Genomic DNA, 17,826 nt, shown 5'->3' on the forward strand with positions numbered 1-17,826 from the left:
TGTCTACTCTGCGGCCATCCGGCCTCGCTACCGTCGCCCGGTGGCCAAGGAGCTGGACTTCATCAAGGGCGTCGACAAGCTGCACGCGTTCTACACCGAGCACGTGCGGATGCTCGCGCACGCCTACGACCTGAGCGACGAGGACGCGGCGCGGATCCTGGACCGCTTCGACTTCAAGAACGTCTCCCGCTCGATCCTGGCCCGTCCCCGGGTCGACCTCTTCGAGGTGCCCCCGGAGCTGTAGCCCTGGCTGCCTCACCGGGGAGAACCCGCGCCGGACTGGCATACTCGGAAGGGTGGCCGATGACGAACGCACCGCACCGCAGCGGGTCGAGCGGGTGGCCGACACCTGGCTCCCGACGGACCACGGCACCTTCCGGATGACGGCATACCGGGACGACCGGGGCACCGACCACGTCGCCCTCAGCCAGGGCGTGAGCGACGACGACGGCCCCGACGCCGACCCGCCCCTGGTGCGGATCCACTCCGAGTGCCTGACCGGCGACGCGCTGGGATCGCGGCGGTGCGACTGCGGCGAGCAGCTGCAGGCCTCCCTGCACCTGCTGGGGCGGACCGGACGGGGCGTGGTGATCTACGTGCGGGACCACGAGGGTCGTGCCATCGGCCTCGGCGAGAAGCTGCGCGCCTACGCCCTGCAGGACCGCGGCGCGGACACCGTCGACGCCAATCTCGCCCTCGGTCACCCGGCGGACGCCCGCACCTACGCCCACTGCGCCGCCATGCTGCTCGACCTGGGTGTCGACCGGGTCCGCCTGCTCTCGTCCAACCCGGCGAAGCAGATCGCGCTGCGGGCGCTGGGCATCCAGGTGTCCGAACGGATCCCCATCGTCGTCCCCCACCGGGACGAGAATGCCGCCTACCTTGCGACCAAGCGCACCCGGATGGGCCACGACCGGACCGCCCCGCCCGAGTGGGAGGAGCTGCTGGCCGGGAGGGTGCCGGCGACCGGGGTGCTGGCGCAGCGCTACGGCGACCTGGCCCAGGGCGAGGGTCCCCTCGTGGTGGCCCAGCTCGGTCAGAGCCTGGACGGCTTCATCGCGACCCGGACGGGCGACGCGACCTTCGTCACCGGCGAGCTGGACCGCGAGCACCTGCACCGGCTGCGTGCCCTGGTCGACGCGGTCGTCGTGGGTGGCGCGACGGTCGCCTGCGACGACCCGCGGCTCACCGTCCGGGCGGTGACCGGCCGGCACCCCACCAGGGTGGTCCTGGACCCGCGGGGGGTCACCCCCCGGACGGCCTCGGTGCTGACCGACGGCGCCGCCCCGACCCTCTGGGTCGTGGGGCCGGAGGTCGAGGCCGGAGCGCCCGGCGACCACGTCGACGTGGTCCGCTGGCCGACGGACGGGCCGATGGACCCCCGGGCGGTGGTCGACCTGCTGGCCGCCCGGGACCTGCGCCGTGTCCTCGTCGAGGGCGGAGGGCGGCTGGTCTCGGCCTTCGTCCGCGCCGAGGTCGTGCACCGGCTCTACCTCACCACCGCCCCGGTGCTCATCGGCGACGGGGTCCCCGGGCTGCGCGTCGAGGGCCAGGACCGGCTGACCGACGCGCTGCGCCCGCCGGCCCGGCGCTACCAGCTCGGGGAGGACGTCGTCACCGAGCTCGAGCTCACGCCCCGCCCCGCCACCTGCTCGACCCTGGCCGCCGACGTCCCCGACGCGAGCTGACGTCGGCGCAGCACCGAGGATGACCGCATGAGGCCAGCACCCCCGGTGGACCGCGCGGGAGCACGCCCCGTGGGCTTCGGCGCGGTGGAGGGCGCCGTCGTCCTGACCCCTCTCGTCCTCGCCCTCGCCCTGGTCCTGCTGGTCGCGCCCTCTCCGGCGGTCGGTGCCGCGGCGGTCGCCGCGTCCCTCGTGGTGCCGGCCGCGGTCGCGGTCACGCTGCTGCGTCGCCGGGCGGTCAGCGCACCGGACGCGATCACCCTGGGGCGCGTCGTGCTGACCGGTGCCCTCTCGGCGGCGGCCGTGCTCGTCCTCGCCGACGAGCTGGCCGAGCGCACCTGGACCGTGGCCGCGGTCGTGGGGCTGGCGCTGCTCATGGACGCCGTGGACGGATGGGTCGCCCGACGCACCAGCAGCGCGACGCTGGCGGGTGCGCGTCTGGACATGGAGTCGGATGCGGCGCTGCTCCTCGTGCTGTCCCTCCTCGCCGTCCCCACGGTGAGCTGGTGGGTGCTGGGCATCGGGGCGATGCGCTACCTGTTCGTCCTGGCCTCGTGGGTGCGTCCGGCCCTGCAGGCGGACCTGACCTACAGCGAGCTGCGTCGGGTCGTCGCGGCGCTGCAGGGGGTCGCGCTGCTCATCGTCCTCGTGCCGGTCGTGCCCGTCCCGCTGGCGACCGTCGCGGCGGCTCTCGCCCTGGTCGCGCTGGCCGGTTCGTTCGCCCGGGACGTGGTGGCGCTGGAGGCGAGGACGTGAGCGCCGACGCTGCGACGGCGCTCGCCTACTGGGCCACCGGGCCGGGGTCGGGCGAGCTGCGCACCGAGACCCTGCCCGAGCCCGGGCCGGACGAGGCCCTCGTCCGCACCGTGGTGAGCGGCGTGAGCAGGGGCACCGAGATGCTCGTGCGGCGAGGGGGTGTCCCGGCGTCGCAGGTGGACCGGATGCGGGCGCCCTTCCAGTCGGGCACCTTCCCCTTCCCGGTGAAGTACGGCTACCTGTCGGTCGGCGTGGTCGAGCGCGGCCCGGACGACTGGCTGGGCGCGCGCGTGTTCTGCCTGCACCCGCACCAGGACCTGTATGTCGTGCCCGTGAGCGCCCTGGCCCGGGTCCCCGACGACGTCCCTTCCGGAAGGGCGGTGCTCGCCGGGACCGCGGAGACCGCCCTCAACGCGCTCTGGGACGCACCGCCCTGTGCTGGCGACCGCATCGCCGTGGTGGGTGGCGGGCTGGTCGGGGGCGCCGTCGCCCTCTTGCTCGGCCGCTTCCCGCTGGCCCGGCTGCAAGTGGTGGAGGACGACCCTGAGCGGCGGGCGCAGCTGGCCGCCGTGGGTCTGGACGCGGTGCCGCCCCCGGAGGCGCTCCCCGACTGCGACCTGGTCTTCCACGCCTCGGCCAGCGAGCCGGGCCTCGCCCTGGCACTGTCGATCGCCGGTGACGACGGCACGGTCGTGGAGCTGTCCTGGTTCGGGTCGCCGTCGCCGCGCGTGCCCCTCGGTGAGGACTTCCACGCGAGACGGCTGAGCCTGACGGCGAGCCAGGTCTCCCGCGTCGGCGCCGCCCGGCGGAGCCGCCGGGACACCGCCTCCAGGCTCCGGACCGCCCTGGAGCTCCTCGCCGACCCCGCCTTCGACATACTCCTCGGGGCCGAGCATCCGTTCGGCGACATCACCGCCGTGTTCGACGACCTGGACCACCACCGGGCACCAGCCGGGTGCCCCGTCCTGACCTATCCACAGCCGACTCCGCCGGCCGGACCTGACCGGCCGCACCACACCTGACTCCGAAGGAGCCCCATGTTCGGACTCACCGTCCGCGATCACGTCATGGTCGCCCACAGCCTGCCCGATCCCTTCTTCGGTCCGGCGCAGGCGCTGCACGGCGCGACCTACGTGATCGAGGCCACCTGGCGCCGACGGGAGCTCGACTCCCACGGCGTGGTCGTGGACATCGGGGCGGCGGGGCAGAGCCTGTCCGAGGTGCTGGAGTCGCTGCGCTACACCAACCTGGACGACCACCCCGCCTTCGCCGACCGGCTCAGCACCACCGAGGCCGTGGCGGCGCACGTGGCCCACGCGCTGGCCGAGCGCGACGACACCGGGATCGACGGGATCGGCGTGGTGGTGCGGGAGCACCCCGACGCGTGGGTGACCTATGACCTCGACCTCCGGACCTGAGCGCGGCCCGTCTCGTGCCATCCTCGTGCCCGGTGACCTCGTCGGGCCGAGCGGCGGCAACCGCTACAACGCCCGCGTGCTGGCCGAGCTGGCCGCGATGGGGGTGGCGGTCGTCGAGGAGCGGATCCCCGGCGACTGGCCGCGAGCGACGGAGGACGACCGGCGCGCCCTGGACCAGGCGCTGACGAGGCACGGCGACGTCGTGGTGGACGGGCTCATCGGGTCGGCTGCACCGGCCGAGCTCGCCTCGGCCCGCGCACGCGGCGTCCGAGTCCACGTGCTGGTGCACCTGCCGCTCCCCGTCGAGAACGGGGCAGGGGCCCGGGAGCAGGCCCGGATCTCGGCCTCCGAGCACGAGGCGCTGCGCGTCGCTGACACCGTGGTCGCGACGAGCAGGTGGGCGCGCGAGGATCTGGCGCGCCGGTACGACCTCCGCCACGTGCACGCCGTGCCCCCAGGCGTGGACGTCGCGCCGGTGTCCCGCGGCAGCAGCCCACCTCACCTGCTCTTCGTCGGGGCCCTCACCCGGCGGAAGAACCCCCTCGCCCTCGTCGACGCACTCGCAGGAGTCCGCGACCGCTCCTGGACCGCGTCACTCGTCGGGCCGGCCGGCGCCGACCGGGCCTACGTCGACGCCGTCCGCGACGCAGCGGCCGCCCTGAGGGAGCGGGTCCGGGTGCTCGGCACCCGCAGCGACGGCGAGCTCGAAGCGGTGTGGCGCACCGCCGATCTGCTCGTCCTCCCCTCGACGGCCGAGACCTACGGCATGGTGGTGAGCGAGGCGTTGGCCCACGGTGTCCCCGGGGTCGTCGCGAGCGGAACCGGGGCGGTGGAGGCCCTCCGCGGCTCGGGCGAGCGGGACGGGCTGCCCGACGCCGGTGCGGTGGTGGACATCGACCTGCCGGCAGCGTGGGGCGAGGCCCTCGGACGGTGGCTCGACCACCCTGACCTGCGCGGACGGTGGCGGGCGGCGGCCCTGGACCACCGGGCTAGACTGCGACGATGGGGCACGGCCGCGAGCGAGTTCCGGGCGGTGCTGGGGTGGTAGCCCGTCCGGTCGCGCCCGAGTGGCTGGCTCTGCGACGGGCCGCCGACCACCAGGCCCGCGCGGGGGCGCAGGGCCTGCTGGACGAGCTCACCGGGCACCTGAGGGACCGGGACGAGCTCCTCGTCGTCGACGTCGGCGCGGGCACCGGCTCGAACCAGGCCTGGCTGGCCCCTCGCCTGCCCGGACCACAGCACTGGATCCTCGTCGACCACGACCCCGCCCTCCTGGGGTCGGTCGAGGCCGACGGCGTCTCCGGGGAGATCGAGACCGAGCGTGCGGTCGCGACGGTGGGCGACCTCGCTGAGGTGCTGCCTCCCGACCGCGACGTGGTGCTGACCTGCGCGGCCCTGCTGGACCTGCTCCGGCCCGCCGAGCTCGACGCGCTCGCCGAGGTGATCGCCCCGGCCGGTCGACCCGGCGTCCCGGCGCTGCTCAGCCTCACCGTCACCGGGGAGGTCGCGCTCGACCCCGGGCACCCCGACGACGCGACGGTCGCGGCCGCCTTCGACGCCCATCAGCGACGCGACGGCCTGCTCGGCCCTGATGCGGCGACCACCATGGCGGCGGCGCTCCGACGTCGCGGGGCCCACGTCGAGCTGGCCGCGACCGACTGGGTCCTCGGCCCCGCCGATGAGGTCCTGCTCCGCCGCTACCTCGACGACCGTGCGGCGGTCGTCGTCGAGGAGCGTCCTGACCTGGACTCCCTCGCGCGCGCCTGGCGTGCCGAGCGCGAGTGGCAGCTGCAGGCCGGTGCGCTCACCGTGCGCGTCGGGCACGTGGACCTGCTCAGTCTGCCGTCGGACGCCCCGCAGCAGACCCGGACGGGCCGGTGACCCCGCCTCACGACGGTGGCGGGTCGGCACCCGGTCGGACCCGCCTGGTGGTCCTCGCGACCCTGCAGGTCCTGGTCACGGTGGTGGTGCTCGGCCTCATCGTCTCCCAGTGGGGCCTGAGGCCCTTCACGACGGCGGCTCGGTCGCTGCCGTGGTGGGCCATCGCCCTCGGCATCCTGCTCGGCGCCGTGGGGGTGCTCGCCCAGGCGTTGCGCTGGCGGCTGGTGGCGCGGCACCACCACATCCGTATGCCGGTGGGCCCGGCGCTCGCCCGGTGCTGGCAGGCGGCCTTCCTCAACAGCCTGCTGCCCGGAGGACTCGCCGGCGACGTGCTGCGGGCCGCCGACGACAGCAGTGACGCCGAGGTGAGCGCCGGTCGGCGCGCCCTCGCCAGCGGATTCGCCGCGGTCACCGCGGAGCGTCTCGCGGGCACCACGGTGGTCTTCGCGGCGGCGGCGGTGGCTCTGGTGCCCCTGGCCTCGCTCGCCGCGCTCGCCTGCCTGGTCGTCGCGGTGGTCACCGCCGTGGTGGCGTGGCGCTGGCTCCGTGTCCTGCCCCGGGTGGACCTGGGCGCGGTGGTGCTGCTGTCGGTCGCGGGGTGGGCGGCCTTCGTCGGGATGTTCGTCCTCGCCGTGGCGGTGGTGGCACCGGAGGTCGACCCGACCCTGGCCCCAGGTGTCGCGGCGGTCTCCATCGCGGGCATGTCGGTGCCGATCGCCGTGGGCGGGTGGGGCACCCGGGAGGCGGCCGCCGGCTGGATCTTCACCGTGGTCGGCCTCGACGCCGGGACCGGCGTCACCGTGTCCATCGGCTACGGCATCATGGCCCTGCTCTCCACGCTCCCCGGCGCCGTGGTGCTCGCCGTGCGGCTGGCTCCGCGCGTGCGTGCGGCGGGCGATGCCCGGGGCCGGCGCCGGGCTCGGGCGGACACCCACCAGGGCACCGACGACCTCGCCGGAGGCGACCGCACGCACCGCAGGTGAGCCCACGGCCCGCCCCGCGGTCACCGGCCGAGGACGATCCGCACGACTCCTCCGCCGGGCACGGTCACCGTGCACCGCCCCGAGCCGTCGTCGGCGTGCGCGGCGACGACATACTCCCCCGGCTGCGGCACGTCGAGCCAGAACTGCCCGTCGCCGTCGCTGAGCAGCGCGACGTCGGGCACCGGGACGGGCCCCGCCTCCAACGCCACCCGGGCGTCGGGGACGGGGCTGCCGCTCGCATCGAGGACGATGCCGCGGATCCGTCCGGTCATGATGGTGGGCTCAGCCCTTCCAGAGCTTGAGGTTGTCGAACACCGGCTTGTTGATCCGGGTCCCGCTGTTGCTGCTGGAGCCACCGTAGGCGTGGATCGCCACGGCATACCGGCCGCCGTTCTCGATGACGTAGACCCCGCTGCCGCTCTGGCCTCCGGCCGTGTCGAGCGTGTAGTAGACCTTGCGGGCACTGAGCGAGGCGACGCCGCTCCAGTGGTACCACTGCGTGCCGCTGGGCTTGTCGCCCGGGTAGCCCGACAGGTTGAGGGTCTTGCCGTTCAGCGTGGCGTCGGACCAGTTGGCGAAGCCGAGCCAGCCGGTCTCGTTGCCCTTGGGCTCGCTGAGCAGCATCGCGCCGTAGTCGTACTCGTGGTTCGGGCTGCTGGTCCAGCCGTGCACGCTGCGCAGCTGCGCGCGGGGCACGACGACCTTGCCGTAGGGCAGGCTCGCGCCGTTGCGCCCGGGCATGACCTCGACGCTGCGGACCCAGCCGTGCCGCTGGGTCCCGGGGGCGTGGATGAACACGCAGTGGCCCGCGGTGATGACGCTCTTCGGGCCGTTGAACCAGCCGGTGCCGATCCAGCGCGAGCCGTCGTTGGCGGTGATGAGCAGCGAGCAGTGCACCCGCCACGGGTAGCTGCTGGTGCCGGTGATCTGCACCCGGTTGTCCGGACCCTGGACCGACTCGGTCGAGGGGTCCGGCGGGCCGTAGGTGGCCTCACCGATCGGCCGCAGGCCCGACGTGTCGGGTGCGGTCTCCTCCGCGCTGAGCGCCTCGGCCATGGCGGCCGCGACCGGCTCGAGGTCGAGCCCCTCGACGCTCTGCTTCTGGGCGTTGTCCCCCGTCTGCGGGTCCTCGGTGAGCTCCTCGGTGCCGACCTCGTCGGTCGGCTCCGGCTCCGGCGCCACCGGCTCGTGCGGGTTCGTGGTGTCGTGCGACATGGTGTCTCTCCTCGTGTGCGCGCACCGGCCCCTGCGCCGGTGCGTCGAGGAGTAGGAGCCGCTGGTATGCCCTCAGATACGCGAGGCTGCGAGGTCGGCTCGACGTGGCTGCTCTGTCCTGGGGCGGGGGGAGAGGCGCTGCTACGGTTGGATCCGGGTCAGGGCGGGGAACGGACTTCGTCCGGCCACGGACCGGCGAGAGCCGCCGGTCCGCGGGAGGAATTGAAGATGAGCATCGCCAAGCGAGTCCTGTCCGCCGCTGCCGCACTGGCCGTGGCCGGGAGCATGATGACGGCCGCGCCGGCCTCGGCGGCCGGTCAACGCTGCGACGGCAGCCAGGTGCGGACCTGTGTCTCTGTCGCGTTGCCTGGCAACGACGTCCGGGCTAGAGCCATCATCCGGGACGTGAAAGGCGACGGGCTGGATTTCAAGGTCCGCGTTACTGACGTCCAGCTGCAGCGGCGCAGCGGAGGCAAGTGGGTGACCCTGCAGACCGACAGAGACTACGACGGCTGGCACCGGTCCGTGGACAAGTCTCGGACCTACCTCCTGCACGGCTGCCACGGGAACGGCTATGTGCTCGTGCGTGCCCGCGCCCACTTCGACTGGAAGCGGGTCGGCCAGGCCGGGGAGTGGATGAACTCCAAGGCGGTGCGGGTGTACTGCCACGTGCACATCTGACCCGTCGAGCTGGTGCTCACGGGTCCAGGTGACACGTAGGTCACACGCAGCTGGTAACAACACAGCCCCTGACTGGCGTTTTCGCTGGTCAGGGGCCTGCTGCGTTGGTGGACGATACTGGGATCGACCCAGTTTGAGCACGATGCTGCGATACTGAGGTTCGCCTGCACTAAAGGACTCTGAACTGCGTATACGTTGAACAGTATCGCGTGTCATATGGTACCAGAACTGGACAGACAGGTACTCTGATCCTGCACGTATCCTGCACGGAAGGCATCCCATGCCAGCTCGCAAGAAGCGCGGCTTCGGTCAGCTGCGTCGCCTCCCCAGCAAGCGGTGGCAGGCGTTCTACACGGGGCCAGACTCCAACTTGCACTACGCCCCCACCACCTTTGAGACCGCCGAGGACGCCGAAGCATGGTTGGCCGCCGAGCGGCGACTCACGACAGGAGATCAGTGGTCCACCCCAAGGGAGCGCATGAGCACCCAGCGTCAGCGCGAGGCCACCACCCTCGCGGCTTACGTCGAGCGATGGATGAAGCATCGCGACCTCAAGCCGCGCACCCGCGAGCACTACTTGCAGCTTCTCGACCGGCACATCCTCCCAGCGCTCGGCGCTCTCCCCCTTCGCGCCCTCACGAGTGAGGTGGTCGGAAACTGGTACGCCGAGCTCGATCCCCAAAAACCAACAATCCGGTCTCACGCTTACGGGCTGCTGCGCACGATCCTGGGCAGCGCAGTGCTCGACGAGAAGATCGCGGCGAACCCCGTGCACATTCGCGGCGCGGGCAACGCCAAGCGCGCGACACGAACCGAGCCCGCGACGCTGGACCAACTCGCCACTCTGGTCGATGCCATGCCCGAGCGTTACAAGGTCATGACTCTTCTGGCCGCGTGGTGTGGCCTTCGGTTCGGGGAGCTGACCGAGCTGCGCCGCAAGGACATCGACCTCACCAACGGTGTGATCAAAGTCCGACGTGCCGTTACCCGCGTGAGAGGACAGTTCGTGGTCGGCACACCCAAGAGCGCCGCCGGAATCCGCGACGTCGCTATCCCCCCGCACCTGGTCCCTGCCGTCCGCGAGCACCTGGCCGCGAATATGACCGGGAGGGACGGCCTGCTGTTCCCCTCGGCTGGGGATCCGGCGAAGCACCTGGCCCCGGCCTCCCTTTACGGCGCGTTCTATCGTGCCCGAGAGGCCGCCGACCGCCCGGACCTGAGGTGGCACGACCTACGCCACACCGGGGCGGTGCTGGCAGCGCAGACTGGCGCCACGCTAGCCGAACTCATGGGACGGCTTGGGCACTCCACACCAGCCGCAGCGATGCGCTACCAACATGCTGCGAAGGGTCGAGACGCCCAGATCGCTGCAGCTCTTTCCGCCATGGCACAGGGCAACCCTGGATGATTAGGTGCGTCGGCACTGCTGGTGGGTGCCTGTGGGGAGAAGTGGCGGGAACCTCCCTACCCATCCTCCTGACCTGCGCCGGCACCTCAGGCAGCGCGCCTGTGACAGGCCTGTGACCGCTGCCTCGGGGGCTGAGACCTTGCGGTCGTCACCACGTCGACCAACCCCAGGACGGATGAGTGAACAGATGAGAGGTCTGCCGATCGACCTCGATCGGCGCCTGGTCATCCGCCGCCGGTCGAGGAAGCCCCTTACGCGCCCGATCCTCACCCACGACTACGTGCGAGGTGTCCGCTCGACGTCGGGTGGCGGTGCCGCCGTGAGTTCGTGGCCCTTGCGCTCGCGCAGCGTGTCATCGGCTCCTACCGTTGACAGATAGACTCCTCCCCTGCCCGTCCCGTCGCCCTCGTCGCGGGCGGCTCGCGCGGTCTCGACCTCTTGGTCGCCGCCGAGCTGGCTGGCCGCGGCTACGACGTCGCGATCTGCTCGCGCCATCTGGACCAGGCACGCCAGGGTGCCGAGGTCGCCCAGCAGCGGGCCGCCGCGGGCGAGCCTGCGGCAGGGAGGATCGTCGCCACCCGGTGCGACGTGTCGGACCGGCAGGCCGTGCGGGACGTGGTGCGCCAGGTGGAGGCCGAGCTCGGCCCGGTCGAGGTGCTCCTGCACGTGGCCGGCATCACCCAGGCAGCGTGCCACGGCTATCGCTGCTGACGCATCGACAGCACGAGACCTGCACGTGCCCGTCGGTGCGTCAGTCTTGGCTGGGCTCGTGGTCTCGCTGCTCGGCACCCGCTACTTCCTGTGGCTGCTGCACCGGATGCGCGCAGACGGATGGCCAACTGTGTGATTCTCCCACCCCGGGGTCGCTTCTCGTTCTCGGAGATCACGAGGACGTGGTCGATGACTCTGATCCGTCGAAGCGAGGGGTTGCTGACCTGCCCTGTCCTGACGATGCCACTCGTGTCCTTGCTGATCTCAAGGTTCCGTCAGTACGACGTCGCGCGTCGAGGCAATCGCCGGTGGACGAGCTGACCGCCGGCGCCATAGGTGAAGATGGCCGACCTGCGGTTGACCGCCAGCGGTTCCGACCCCCGATAACCAAGCCGGCCCTGGTGGCGAAAATGCCGACTACTCGACCCCGCCGACCAGCAGGCCAGCTCAGAGCCTCTCAGCGCAGCACGGGCGAGGGCGTCACTTTGCGCCAGAGATCGCCGAGTCCGAGGTAGGACCAGGATGCCGGGATAGCAGCGATCACTAGCAGCACAATTGCACCGGTGAGGTGGTCGTCGAGGAAGGGGTTGGTGCTTGTGGGGATCGCTGCTCCGTACATGAACAGGTACATCAGCGTGCCGCACAACGCACCGACCCGAGCGCCCATGCCGGTCATCAAGGTCACCCCGATGCCCAGCAATCCGAGCATGAACAGCCAGTCGATGACGACGATGCCCGCCATCCCCTGGTAGAAGACAGCGAGTGGGCCCTCGACCCCAGACAGGTAGCCCGTCGTCGGGCTGCCCCCGCCCAGCCACGAACCCTCCGCCGGGGTCGCGAAGCCGAGGCCGAAGGTCTTGTCCAGGAAAGCCCACAAGAAGTAGAACCCGAAGGCCAGTCGCATCACCCCGAGGGCAATCCCACCGAGGACGGGCAGCTCTCGGCGTCCGGTCCCCACCGAACCTGTCGTCCGGTTCTGGCCAGTGCTCGTGTGGGTCGTCATGTCGGCACGCTCCTGTCTCATCGGATCCTTTTCGAACACACCCAATATACTACTATATGTAGTATTACGCCACGCAGTAGCACGCGAAGGCGCACCTCAAGGACACCTCGAGCCGTCTCCGGACGGTGGAGCATGAGCAGCAGGGACAGCGTCAGACCCCGCGTGCGCGTGAGGGAGCAGGCATGCTGATCCGGATCGACGCCGGGGCGAGCATGCCGGTCTTCGAGCAGATCGGGGACCAGTGGTCCCCAGGGGTGCGTGGCGGCGACCTGGTCGCCGACGAGAAGCTGCCACCGGTCCGACAACTGGCCGCGGAACTGGGGATCGCCCCACTGGCGTGGGGTCTGGTCGGGCCCTGCGAAAGGTCTGCCGTGAGCTGCCTGCGCCGTTGGTGATGGACGCTTTGGCGCAGTCCGTGGCTGCCTTGTCGGCACGGGCAGCCCCCAAGGGTTTGGACAGTCTCGGCCCCACCCGGGACATGGGTGGGGCCGAGGGTAGGTGGTGATCGGTGATCGGTCAGCGGCCGCGATGCTCCTCGGGCAGGTCGGTGTCGATCTGCTCCTTGTGAACCTCGTCGGTCACCTGCTGCTCCTCGGCGACGGTGTCGGTGTCGAGGCGGACCTCTTCGACTGGCACGGTCTCCTTGTCGACGAGGACCTGGTCCTCGGTGAGGGTGACTTCCTGCTCGTCCTCGCCGAGGTCAGTCCCGGACAGGCGTGCCCTGTCCTGCTCGTCGAGCGGTTCCCGTTCGATGCGGACTTCCTCCCGCTCGACGGGAACGGTCTTGGTCACGTTCTCGGTGACGACGTACTTGCGCAGCCGGGCCCTGCCGGCGTCTACCTTCTCGGTGCCGACCTGGAGCTGCTCCTCGGAGCGGACCATGCTCGCGTCCGCCTCGTGGTCACTGGTCTGACGCCTGTTGCCTGGGGAGCCCGTGCCGGCGACGGTCCCGTGAGTGGTGCGGGTGTCGGCTCGGTCGCGGGACGCCGGTGCACCGTTGTTCGCGTGCTGCTGCCCGTCCCGGCCGCCATAGTAGGAGTACAGCTCGCGCTCCTCCTCCACCGAGATGTGGCCGTCCTCTTCCACCCGCGGGGCGTCCTTGACCTGGTCCTTGGTGTAGGGCACACGGATCTCGTCGAGTTGCACGGTCGCGCCCTGCAAGGGCACGAACGACTCCGAGGTCCCGAAGAGCCCGGTCTTGATGGTGACCCAGGCGGGCTCTCCGGTCGAGTCCTCCAGATAGACCTGGCCGACCTTGCCGATCTTTTCCCCATCCTGGTCGACGACTACGCCGTCGTTCCGCAGGGACTGGATCTGTTCCTCGTTCATCATGCGGGAACTCCTGTGGTGGGTGGACGGTGCCCTGATGCACCGTCCGCTTACACCGTAAAGGTAGATCTACGACTGGTGGCCCGCAACCCGGACTGGCGTGCCCCCGGGGCGGCACCTGGGAGGCGGCTGCAGTGGCCGGCCAGCAACGCCCATACGGGGTAGATGACCGGGAGGCGCAGCACAGCCGATGTGCACTGGGGGCATTGCCGTTGGCGCGACGTCGTGGAGCACTGGGATCGCCCGGCCGCCTGCGGCGGTGACCGCGTCTAGCGCGGATGGCACCGGCCGTATGCGAGTGATGCACCTCCGGGAAGCCTCTGGTGCCCCGGGGGGCGAGGTGATGTCTGGCTAGTGGGAGACGGACTGTTCGATGCGATTCAGCAGCATCTCAAGTCCGATTTCGAACTCTTCCTCACCGCGGTCCTGGCTGAGCAGTTCGCGCATGCGCAGCACGTGCGGAGCCGTATACAGCCCGGTGTCCGGGTCGTCCTGCTCGGGGATGTCGGCGCTTCCTTCGTTCATGGGCTCTTCGACGGCAGCGACGTTCTCGACGCGCATGGATACCTCTAGCAGAAGATAGCCGACGAGAAAGCTGGTGAACGCCTTGTAAGCGTCGACCGCGCGCCCATCGTCAAAGCCGTGGTCGGTCAGCGTGGCGAGAAGGTGCTCGACCGTCTCGATGTCCCGCAGGGGCGGACGTAGCCAAGGGGTAGCCGGGTGGCGGGATACCACGAGCGGGAAAGCAGCCGGGTGCCTAAGGGATACATCGCGGATCTCGTGAGCCAGCAGCTGTAAGTACTGCTGCCAACTCGTCGGCCGGGCGGCGTCCACCCGACCTACCAGGCCCTCGAGCAGTCTCACCACGACCGCCTCCAGCAGGTCCTCACGTCCAGACACGTACCGGTACAGCGCCATCGCTTCGACTTGCAGATCAGGGCCAAGCCTGCGCATCGTCGTGTGCTCAACGCCCCGTGTCTCGATGCTGGCAAGGGCGGCATCCACGATGCGCTCACGGCTCAAGCGTCGCCGCGAGCGGCGCGTACCCGCCCGCTCGTCTGGGCTCATCAGGGCACCTCCTGGGTACCCACTGTGTCACACGCCCTCTGCGCTGGCTCCTTGTCACCCTCGGCTTCAACCCGCGACTGACTCGGGCAGGTGGCCCTTGCGCTTGGTGTAGGCCTCGGTGGACTTGTGGTTGATCCACACCCGCACCAGTTGCACGATCGCCCCAGAGACCAGCGCGAAGGCCATGGCTTCACCCCAGTCCACCTCGGGGTCCTCGGGGTTGCTCGGGGAGTTGCTGCCGGTGACGAACTTCCATGTCGTCTCGGTGACATTCTTGGCTAGCACTCCCCCGCCGATCGCCGCCACCGTCGTCGCCAGGCTCCACATCTTGTCGCTCACTGAGCTCACCGCTTCCTCGTCTGGGCCCCGGACCCGCCCGAGGACACGCTTGCACGGACATGGACTACGCCGTACGTTTACACCGTATTCGCATGCTGAGCATCACAGCAAGGCGACGCTGACCCAGCCGGGTCCGCGCAAGACACCTCTGCAGTCAGGAGCAGACGATGAGCAAGATCATGATGGCCGCCGCGTTCGGGGCCGGATACGTCCTAGGAGCCAAGGCGGGCCGTGAGCGGTACGAGCAGCTGAGCGCGAAGGCGCAGGAACTGTGGGGGCACCCGAAGGTGCAGGAGCAGGCGTACAAGGCCAAGGAGCAGGCCGGGAGGGTGACCGAGCAGGCCAAGGGCCGGTTGAAGGATGCCAAGGACGGCGACCAGGGCAGCATGGACGGCCCTTGGGACGTCGACACGGACAGCGCCCTCGCGGGTGATGACCTGGAGGACCCCCGTGGCTGAGCGGTTCACCCCGGACACCGACCACGCGTCCACGGGTGAGCTCATCGCGCGGATGAGCGAGCAGACGAGCACCCTCATCCGGGACGAGATGCGCCTGGCGCAGGCCGAGCTGAGCGCCAAGGCCAAGAACGCGGGCGTGGGCATCGGCATGTTCGGTGCCGGTGGCCTGCTCGCCTTCTTCGGCATCGCCACCCTCATCACGACGGTCATCCTGGTGCTCGCCCTGGTGCTGCCCCCGTGGGCCGCCGCGGGCATCGTGACCCTGCTGCTGCTCGCCGCGGCGGCGGTGGTGTCGCTCGTGGGCAAGAAGCGCGTTCAGGAGGCCACCCCGGCCAAGCCCGAACGCGCGATGGACAACGTCAAGCAGGACATCGCCGAGGTGAAAGGGGCCGCCCAGTCATGAGCACCACACCGCACGAGACTCCCGACAGCGAAAACACCCAGGACGAGGCCAGCGGCGACCCGGCACAGATCGAGGCCGACATCGCCCGTCACCGCGCGGAGCTGGGTGAGACTGTCGACGAGCTCACCGAGCGTCTGGATGTGAAGAAGCAGGCCCAGCACAAAATCGAGGCGGTCAAGAAGCAGGCCACGAACAAGGTCGAGTGGGCCCAGACGCGCGCCAATGCTGGCGTGGGTGAGGTCAAGGCCAGGTTGAACAGTGAGGACCACCGGGACGTACTCAGCGTGCTCGCCCCGGCGCTGGGTGCCGTGGCCGCCGTGGTGCTGATCATCGGGGTCGCCCGGCGGGCGCGCCGGTGAGCTCCAGCGCAGCCAACCGTAAGGAAACCGGCGGCAAGGCCGAGCAGGTGGACGCGCCGGACCCGGAGCGGGAGGACAAGCCGGACTCGCCGGCGCAGATGACCGGGCCGGCGTGGAAGTACACCGCGGGCAAGGCGTTACGGGAGTTCCTGGACGACGAGTGCACCGACCTGGCTGCGGCGCTGACCTACTACGCCGTGCTCGCCATCTTCCCGGCGCTCATCGCGATCTTCTCCCTGCTGGGACTGGTCGGGCAGAGCCAGCAGGTGGTCGACACCGTGATGCCCGTCCTGGAGGGCGTGCTCGGTGAGTCCGGGTCCTCCACCCTCGAGCCGGTGGTGCAGTCGTTGGCCACCTCCCCGGGTGCCGGGCTGGCCCTGGTCATCGGTCTGGCCACCGCGCTGTGGTCTGCCTCGGGCTACGTCACCGCGTTCAGCCGCGCGATGAACCGGGTCTACGAGATCGAGGAGGGTCGGCCGGTGTGGAAGCTGCGCCCGGTCATGCTCCTCATCACCCTGGTCATGGTGCTCATGGTGGTGCTCATCGCCCTGATGCTCATCGTGTCCGGACCGGTGGCGACGGCGCTCGGCGAGGCCATCGGCCTCGGGTCGACCGTGGTCACCGTCTGGCAGATCGCCAAGTGGCCGGTCGTGCTGCTGCTGGTCATGCTGCTCGTGGCGCTGCTGTACTACAGCACGCCGAACGTCCAGCAGCCCAAGTTCCGGTGGCTGAGCATCGGTGCCGCGATCGCGATCCTCGTGTGGATCCTCATCTCGGTCGCGTTCGGCTTCTACATCGCCAACTTCTCCAGCTACGGCGCCACCTACGGGTCGTTCGCCGGGGTGATCATCTTCCTGCTCTACCTGTGGATCACCAACCTCGCCCTGCTGCTCGGGGCGGAGGTCGACGCCGAGCTGGAGCGGTCCCGCCAGCTGATCGCCGGCATCGAGGCCGAGGAGGACATCCAGCTGCCCCCGCGCGACGACGCCAAGATCCGCGCGGCGCAGGAGAAGGAGCTGGAGGACCAGGACAAAGCCCGCGCCCTGCGCCGCAGCGGCGGGGACACCACCGAACCCGACCAAACCCCCTACCGGGTCAACGGAGCCCAGCACCCCAGGAAGAAGAGTCACTGATGGTGCAGAACGTGAAACTGGTGCTCGTCGATGACCTCGACGGCACCGAGGCGCAACAGACCGTCGAATTCGCATTGGACGGCGTGTCCTACGAGATCGACCTGCACGACCAGCACGCCACCCAGCTACGCCACGACTTCGACGAGTGGATCGAGCATGCCCGTCAGGCGGGTGGCCGACGGCAGACTCATCGCCGGCCCAACAACTCGTCCGGCCGCAACGACCTGGCCCAGGTCCGGCAGTGGGCCGAGAGAACGGGTACCAGGTCACAGCGACCGCGGTCGCGTCGCCCAGGCCGTGGTCAACGCCTACGACGCCGCCCACTAGCCCAAGCCCGCCAGTCATGTCCAGCGAGATCTCCAGCAGTCCCCCTCGCCCGGCAAGCTGGCCACGGCTCCAACCACAGATGTGACGAGTTGCGTAACCGGCTAGATGACGTTCTTCCTGTGGTCTCGGATCACCACCACGGAAGCAGGCTTGGATGACGCAGGACGCCCCCATGACCCCCATCGGCGACCTGAGACCCGGCACCGTGCGGATGAGACCCTTGCCGGTCGTATTTGGCCTGGACCGGACCCGGGACCGGGAGTCGGGCCGGGAGCACAGCAGTCAGGTCGACAGCACGGTGAGCGCGGCGATGGTCGCGGAAGCCCCGTAGAGATGCCGACGACGCCAACCAGTGCACAGCGCCCGCCAGAGGGCAAGATGCGCGACATATCAGTACCCATGCTGGGGTATGGGCTCACGATCAAGGAGCGTGGCGACCGTGTCGAAGCCGTTCTCGCTGCACTCGATGTCGACTTCGAGCGGGTGGGCCCGGCCACGTTCCAGTACGGCCCCGACGGTATCGGAGTCGGGACGGAAGAGGCTGAACTCGTCTCGGCAGTGCTTCACCTGATCGACGCACGGTATCCCCCCATGAACCAAGCGGAGTAGGGGCCGGGGCGCATGACCGGGTTGCGGATGCACTCGGCCTTGAACAGCGCGTTCAGCGCC

Annotated in this window: 24 protein-coding genes; 18 read left to right on the top strand and 6 right to left on the bottom strand. The window is 70.4% G+C overall.

Annotated elements, in window-relative coordinates; genetic code table 11:
• Positions 1-40: 40 nt before the first annotated feature.
• The 8 genes from FXF60_RS01640 to FXF60_RS01675 are packed head-to-tail and all read left to right on the top strand — an operon-like array spanning position 41 to position 6,723.
• Positions 41-244, top strand: a complete 204-nt coding sequence (locus tag FXF60_RS01640; protein WP_151523491.1) for a hypothetical protein — start codon at positions 41-43, stop codon at positions 242-244.
• A 52-nt stretch (positions 245-296) separates the two neighbouring features.
• Positions 297-1,688, top strand: a complete 1,392-nt coding sequence (ribA, locus tag FXF60_RS01645; RefSeq protein WP_238335637.1) for a GTP cyclohydrolase II — start codon at positions 297-299, stop codon at positions 1,686-1,688.
• A gap of 27 nt (positions 1,689-1,715) precedes the next feature.
• Positions 1,716-2,441: a CDP-alcohol phosphatidyltransferase family protein gene (locus tag FXF60_RS01650; RefSeq protein WP_151523492.1), complete on the top strand. Its 726-nt coding sequence runs from the start codon at positions 1,716-1,718 to the stop codon at positions 2,439-2,441.
• Positions 2,438-3,463: a zinc-dependent alcohol dehydrogenase gene (locus FXF60_RS01655; protein ID WP_151523493.1), complete on the top strand. Its 1,026-nt coding sequence runs from the start codon at positions 2,438-2,440 to the stop codon at positions 3,461-3,463. Before FXF60_RS01650 ends, FXF60_RS01655 begins: the two co-directional genes overlap by 4 nt.
• A 15-nt stretch (positions 3,464-3,478) precedes the next feature.
• A complete protein-coding gene (locus FXF60_RS01660) occupies positions 3,479-3,859 on the top strand; it encodes a 6-pyruvoyl trahydropterin synthase family protein (RefSeq protein WP_151523494.1) in 381 nt (126 codons plus the stop codon).
• 25 nt (positions 3,860-3,884) lie between these two features.
• A complete protein-coding gene (locus FXF60_RS01665) occupies positions 3,885-4,907 on the top strand; it encodes a glycosyltransferase family 4 protein (RefSeq protein ID WP_192796549.1) in 1,023 nt (340 codons plus the stop codon).
• Positions 4,901-5,740 carry a class I SAM-dependent methyltransferase gene (locus tag FXF60_RS01670; protein ID WP_151523496.1) on the top strand — a complete coding sequence of 280 codons (840 nt, stop codon included), beginning with the start codon at positions 4,901-4,903 and terminating at the stop codon, positions 5,738-5,740. The genes FXF60_RS01665 and FXF60_RS01670 overlap by 7 nt, the downstream gene beginning before the upstream one ends.
• On the top strand, positions 5,737-6,723 hold the full coding sequence (locus tag FXF60_RS01675; protein ID WP_192796550.1) for a lysylphosphatidylglycerol synthase transmembrane domain-containing protein: 987 nt from the start codon (positions 5,737-5,739) through the stop codon (positions 6,721-6,723). Before FXF60_RS01670 ends, FXF60_RS01675 begins: the two co-directional genes overlap by 4 nt.
• A 20-nt stretch (positions 6,724-6,743) precedes the next feature.
• Here the strand turns inward: FXF60_RS01675 and FXF60_RS01680 are convergent, their stop codons facing one another.
• Positions 6,744-6,995 (bottom strand): carboxypeptidase-like regulatory domain-containing protein, encoded by a 252-nt coding sequence (locus tag FXF60_RS01680; RefSeq protein ID WP_202879515.1) that lies wholly within the window; start codon positions 6,993-6,995, stop codon positions 6,744-6,746.
• A gap of 10 nt (positions 6,996-7,005) precedes the next feature.
• Positions 7,006-7,938: a trypsin-like serine peptidase gene (locus FXF60_RS01685; protein ID WP_151523499.1), complete on the bottom strand. Its 933-nt coding sequence runs from the start codon at positions 7,936-7,938 to the stop codon at positions 7,006-7,008.
• A gap of 228 nt (positions 7,939-8,166) precedes the next feature.
• Here FXF60_RS01685 and FXF60_RS01690 point away from each other — a divergent pair, with 228 nt between their 5' ends.
• The 3 genes from FXF60_RS01690 (at position 8,167) to FXF60_RS01700 (ending at position 10,738) form a co-directional block, all read left to right on the top strand.
• On the top strand, positions 8,167-8,619 hold the full coding sequence (locus FXF60_RS01690; RefSeq protein WP_151523500.1) for a hypothetical protein: 453 nt from the start codon (positions 8,167-8,169) through the stop codon (positions 8,617-8,619).
• 280 nt (positions 8,620-8,899) lie between these two features.
• Entirely contained in the window at positions 8,900-10,027 is a 1,128-nt protein-coding gene (locus FXF60_RS01695) for a tyrosine-type recombinase/integrase (protein WP_151523501.1), read from the top strand.
• A 375-nt stretch (positions 10,028-10,402) separates the two neighbouring features.
• Positions 10,403-10,738: an SDR family NAD(P)-dependent oxidoreductase gene (locus FXF60_RS01700; protein ID WP_151523502.1), complete on the top strand. Its 336-nt coding sequence runs from the start codon at positions 10,403-10,405 to the stop codon at positions 10,736-10,738.
• Between the two features lie 457 nt (positions 10,739-11,195).
• On the opposite strand, the gene FXF60_RS01705 is transcribed toward FXF60_RS01700, so the two are convergent.
• Positions 11,196-11,741 (bottom strand): hypothetical protein, encoded by a 546-nt coding sequence (locus FXF60_RS01705; RefSeq protein WP_151523611.1) that lies wholly within the window; start codon positions 11,739-11,741, stop codon positions 11,196-11,198.
• Positions 11,742-11,923: 182 nt separating this feature from the next.
• On the opposite strand from FXF60_RS01705, the gene FXF60_RS01710 reads away from it, so the two are divergent.
• Positions 11,924-12,136: a GntR family transcriptional regulator gene (locus FXF60_RS01710; protein ID WP_151523503.1), complete on the top strand. Its 213-nt coding sequence runs from the start codon at positions 11,924-11,926 to the stop codon at positions 12,134-12,136.
• A 121-nt stretch (positions 12,137-12,257) separates the two neighbouring features.
• Here FXF60_RS01710 and FXF60_RS01715 read toward each other — a convergent pair whose 3' ends face one another.
• The 3 genes from FXF60_RS01715 to FXF60_RS01725 all read right to left on the bottom strand — a co-directional run bounded on the left by FXF60_RS01715 (position 12,258) and on the right by FXF60_RS01725 (position 14,486).
• Positions 12,258-13,073, bottom strand: a complete 816-nt coding sequence (locus tag FXF60_RS01715) for a DUF2382 domain-containing protein (protein WP_151523504.1) — start codon at positions 13,071-13,073, stop codon at positions 12,258-12,260.
• Between the two features lie 348 nt (positions 13,074-13,421).
• Positions 13,422-14,138, bottom strand: a complete 717-nt coding sequence (locus FXF60_RS01720; RefSeq protein ID WP_151523505.1) for a TetR/AcrR family transcriptional regulator C-terminal domain-containing protein — start codon at positions 14,136-14,138, stop codon at positions 13,422-13,424.
• A gap of 66 nt (positions 14,139-14,204) precedes the next feature.
• The gene (locus tag FXF60_RS01725) at positions 14,205-14,486 is read right to left on the bottom strand and encodes a DUF4235 domain-containing protein (RefSeq protein WP_238335638.1); all 282 of its coding nucleotides are present in this window, start codon (positions 14,484-14,486) and stop codon (positions 14,205-14,207) included.
• A gap of 158 nt (positions 14,487-14,644) precedes the next feature.
• On the opposite strand from FXF60_RS01725, the gene FXF60_RS01730 reads away from it, so the two are divergent.
• The 6 genes from FXF60_RS01730 (at position 14,645) to FXF60_RS01755 (ending at position 17,766) form a co-directional block, all read left to right on the top strand.
• The gene (locus FXF60_RS01730) at positions 14,645-14,935 is read left to right on the top strand and encodes a YtxH domain-containing protein (protein WP_151523506.1); all 291 of its coding nucleotides are present in this window, start codon (positions 14,645-14,647) and stop codon (positions 14,933-14,935) included.
• Complete coding sequence (locus tag FXF60_RS01735) at positions 14,928-15,338, top strand: phage holin family protein (protein WP_238335639.1); 411 nt, start codon at positions 14,928-14,930, stop codon at positions 15,336-15,338. The genes FXF60_RS01730 and FXF60_RS01735 overlap by 8 nt, the downstream gene beginning before the upstream one ends.
• A complete protein-coding gene (locus tag FXF60_RS01740) occupies positions 15,335-15,697 on the top strand; it encodes a DUF3618 domain-containing protein (RefSeq protein ID WP_151523508.1) in 363 nt (120 codons plus the stop codon). Before FXF60_RS01735 ends, FXF60_RS01740 begins: the two co-directional genes overlap by 4 nt.
• Positions 15,694-16,830 carry a YihY/virulence factor BrkB family protein gene (locus tag FXF60_RS01745; RefSeq protein ID WP_238335640.1) on the top strand — a complete coding sequence of 379 codons (1,137 nt, stop codon included), beginning with the start codon at positions 15,694-15,696 and terminating at the stop codon, positions 16,828-16,830. The genes FXF60_RS01740 and FXF60_RS01745 overlap by 4 nt, the downstream gene beginning before the upstream one ends.
• Positions 16,830-17,315 carry a histone-like nucleoid-structuring protein Lsr2 gene (locus tag FXF60_RS01750; protein WP_238335641.1) on the top strand — a complete coding sequence of 162 codons (486 nt, stop codon included), beginning with the start codon at positions 16,830-16,832 and terminating at the stop codon, positions 17,313-17,315. Before FXF60_RS01745 ends, FXF60_RS01750 begins: the two co-directional genes overlap by 1 nt.
• A gap of 175 nt (positions 17,316-17,490) precedes the next feature.
• On the top strand, positions 17,491-17,766 hold the full coding sequence (locus tag FXF60_RS01755; protein WP_151523509.1) for a hypothetical protein: 276 nt from the start codon (positions 17,491-17,493) through the stop codon (positions 17,764-17,766).
• Positions 17,767-17,826 lie beyond the last annotated feature (60 nt).

The sequence above is a fragment of the Serinicoccus kebangsaanensis genome, assembly GCF_008919445.1.
Taxonomy (GTDB): domain Bacteria; phylum Actinomycetota; class Actinomycetes; order Actinomycetales; family Dermatophilaceae; genus Ornithinicoccus; species Ornithinicoccus kebangsaanensis.

Bases quoted from the DNA above. Each gene is read 5' to 3' on its own strand.
- FXF60_RS01650 (WP_151523492.1), top strand. From the start codon at position 1,716: ATGAGGCCAGCACCCCCGGTGGACCGCGCGGGAGCACGCCCCGTGGGC.
- FXF60_RS01660 (WP_151523494.1), top strand. From the start codon at position 3,479: ATGTTCGGACTCACCGTCCGCGATCACGTCATGGTCGCCCACAGCCTG.
- FXF60_RS01680 (WP_202879515.1), bottom strand. From the start codon at position 6,995: ATGACCGGACGGATCCGCGGCATCGTCCTCGATGCGAGCGGCAGCCCC.
- FXF60_RS01685 (WP_151523499.1), bottom strand. From the start codon at position 7,938: ATGTCGCACGACACCACGAACCCGCACGAGCCGGTGGCGCCGGAGCCG.
- FXF60_RS01690 (WP_151523500.1), top strand. From the start codon at position 8,167: ATGAGCATCGCCAAGCGAGTCCTGTCCGCCGCTGCCGCACTGGCCGTG.
- FXF60_RS01695 (WP_151523501.1), top strand. From the start codon at position 8,900: ATGCCAGCTCGCAAGAAGCGCGGCTTCGGTCAGCTGCGTCGCCTCCCC.
- FXF60_RS01705 (WP_151523611.1), bottom strand. From the start codon at position 11,741: ATGACGACCCACACGAGCACTGGCCAGAACCGGACGACAGGTTCGGTG.
- FXF60_RS01710 (WP_151523503.1), top strand. From the start codon at position 11,924: ATGCTGATCCGGATCGACGCCGGGGCGAGCATGCCGGTCTTCGAGCAG.
- FXF60_RS01715 (WP_151523504.1), bottom strand. From the start codon at position 13,073: ATGATGAACGAGGAACAGATCCAGTCCCTGCGGAACGACGGCGTAGTC.
- FXF60_RS01720 (WP_151523505.1), bottom strand. From the start codon at position 14,138: ATGAGCCCAGACGAGCGGGCGGGTACGCGCCGCTCGCGGCGACGCTTG.
- FXF60_RS01730 (WP_151523506.1), top strand. From the start codon at position 14,645: ATGAGCAAGATCATGATGGCCGCCGCGTTCGGGGCCGGATACGTCCTA.
- FXF60_RS01740 (WP_151523508.1), top strand. From the start codon at position 15,335: ATGAGCACCACACCGCACGAGACTCCCGACAGCGAAAACACCCAGGAC.
- FXF60_RS01750 (WP_238335641.1), top strand. From the start codon at position 16,830: ATGGTGCAGAACGTGAAACTGGTGCTCGTCGATGACCTCGACGGCACC.
- FXF60_RS01755 (WP_151523509.1), top strand. From the start codon at position 17,491: ATGCCGACGACGCCAACCAGTGCACAGCGCCCGCCAGAGGGCAAGATG.